This is a genomic window from Streptomyces atratus (genome assembly GCF_014648655.1).
Classification (GTDB): Bacteria; Actinomycetota; Actinomycetes; order Streptomycetales; family Streptomycetaceae; genus Streptomyces; species Streptomyces atratus.
Window position 1 is genome coordinate 1 of sequence record NZ_BMRN01000158.1, and the last position, 2,102, is coordinate 2,102.

Here is a 2,102-nt window from a genome sequence, read left to right on the forward strand (position 1 = left end):
CGCCGTCTTCGCGCATGTCAATCCCCGCTCATGCGGCAAGTCGCCTCAAAAGCCACTGGCCACAAAGGCGTTATAGCTCCACCAGGCATACCTAAACGCCCACTGAGAGGGCGTTAAGTCCGTTTCTGGTGGCGGCCTCGTCCGGGTTGGGTGAGGAAGCCTTGAGGCGTCCGAGGCGGCTTCGGGTGATGTTCAGGGCCGGGTCGTCGGTGGGCATGCCGAGGAGTTCGTGCAGTTCGCGGACCCGGAATGCCTGGTCGGGGTGCTGGTTGAAGGCGTTCACGATGGCCTGGTAGGTGGTGGCCTGTTCGGGCGTATCGGGTTCGGCTCCGGTCGGCGCGAGTTCGGAGATGACCCTCTGGGGGGTGGTCAGCTCCGCGAGACGTGCTTCGGTCTCGGCGAGAGCGGCGGTGAGGTGCTCGATCTGGTCGCGTAGTTCGCCGACCCGGGCGGTGGCCTCGTCCTGCCGGGCCTGGAGGTCCGCCAGGAGTTCGATGACGTTCACGCTGACACCTGGAGGCCATCGCGCCAGGTGGGGGTAGGTGTGGTGAGGCGGCGGGCCATGTTCGCGGTGGAGGCCCGGTAGACGCGTGAGACGGAGTTGTCGAGGCAGTGGTCGTACTCTCGGGCCAGGCGTCGGTGCAGCATCAGCGTGCCGTTGGTTTGCTCGACCACCCACCGCTTGGGCTGTGGAACGAAGCCTTTGCCCTGGTCGTCCGGGTTGCGGCGGACGACCCCGACGGTGATGTCCAGCAGGGCGCCGTGGATGACGACCTCGTCCTTGAAGCCCTGGTCCACCAGGGCCTTCTCCAGGCGGTTTCCGCACCGCTCGGCCGCCTGGTCGAGCAGGGCCGTGCCGGCGGTGTTGTCGTGGGCCGAAGCGGCCAGGACGACAACACCGATGATCAGACCCAGGACGTCGACGGCCAGTCCCCGCTTGCGGCCCGGCGTCCGCTTGTTCACGTCCAGTCCCGTCGTGGTCTTCGGGACACCCGCGGCCGCACGCACGGACTGGGTGTCAATGAGCGCCAGGGACGGGTCCTCTAATCGGCGGGCCTTCTCCCTCACCTGGCAGCGCAGGAGTTCCTGGATCCGCTGGTCAAGCGCGTCCTGGCGCCACAGCGTGAAGTAGTAGAACACCGCCGACCAGGCGGGAAGGTCATGGGGCAGATAGCGCCGCTGACAGCCCGTCCGGTTCTGGTAGAAGATCGCGTTCAAGACCTCCCGCAGATCACAGGCCCCGGGATCTCCCGTCGCCGACCGGCTCACCCGGTCCTGCTTCCAGGCCGTGATCATCGGCTCGATCAACGCCCACTGCTCGTCCGATAAGTCGCTCGGATACGGTCTTCGCTCCATGCCCGCATCCCAGCATGCGCATGCCGAATGGCTTGGCCTGTACGGCGATCAGTACCACGAACGAGCGATCACGAACCGAGAGAGAAGGGACTTAACGCCCTCTGAGAAACGCTGCTCGTCGTCGCGCACAGAGCCACGGTCGCGTGCCTCGCCGGCGCGGCAGGTCGTCGTAGGCCCATGTTTGACCGCTTCCCGCAGCGTCGGCTGCGAGATCCTGGTGAAGTCCAGCGTGCCGGCTGCCCGGTGAAGATCTTCAGGTCCCGTACGTCCTCGCGGCGCTCGGACTCCGGCGTCGCCCCGAGTCGGCCCAGCCACATGACCATCGTCCGCACCACACCGCGAGTGGACTTCACGTGCGCGAGCGTGGCGAAGACTTCTGGATCGGTCATCACCTCCACGGTCGACGCTGGGATCTCCCTGCTTTGCCTGACTCAGAGCAAACTTCTGGCAGGGGGCTCAGAACATGCCGCGAAGCCAAGCAGTAGGCGAGAGCGCAGCGTGCGCATGTATTGGCGGAGACCAACCCGCCCTCGCTCCGAGGGCCTTGACGCGTTCCAACGACTGGCTTCCACCTTCGAGATCCACCGGATCACCAACGGCTCTGCGGTGAGTTTCCCGGCGATCCGGGGCCGGCTGTCATGTTGTCGGCGGCGGCTGAACTTGGACCCACTCTGGCCGGTTGAAATCTGACCCAGGTGTCTTCGGTTTGGTTGGTTCAGTCGTTGTCGGTGGTGGCGGTGGGGACG

2 protein-coding genes are annotated in these 2,102 nt (G+C 65.9%); both read right to left on the bottom strand.

Annotation, left to right across the window (positions count from 1 at the left end):
* Positions 1-91: 91 nt before the first annotated feature.
* On the bottom strand, positions 92-505 hold the full coding sequence (locus IEZ15_RS43785; RefSeq protein ID WP_229846603.1) for a hypothetical protein: 414 nt from the start codon (positions 503-505) through the stop codon (positions 92-94).
* Positions 502-1,356, bottom strand: a complete 855-nt coding sequence (locus IEZ15_RS43790; RefSeq protein ID WP_189282495.1) for an IS5 family transposase — start codon at positions 1,354-1,356, stop codon at positions 502-504. Before IEZ15_RS43790 ends, IEZ15_RS43785 begins: the two co-directional genes overlap by 4 nt.
* Positions 1,357-2,102 lie beyond the last annotated feature (746 nt).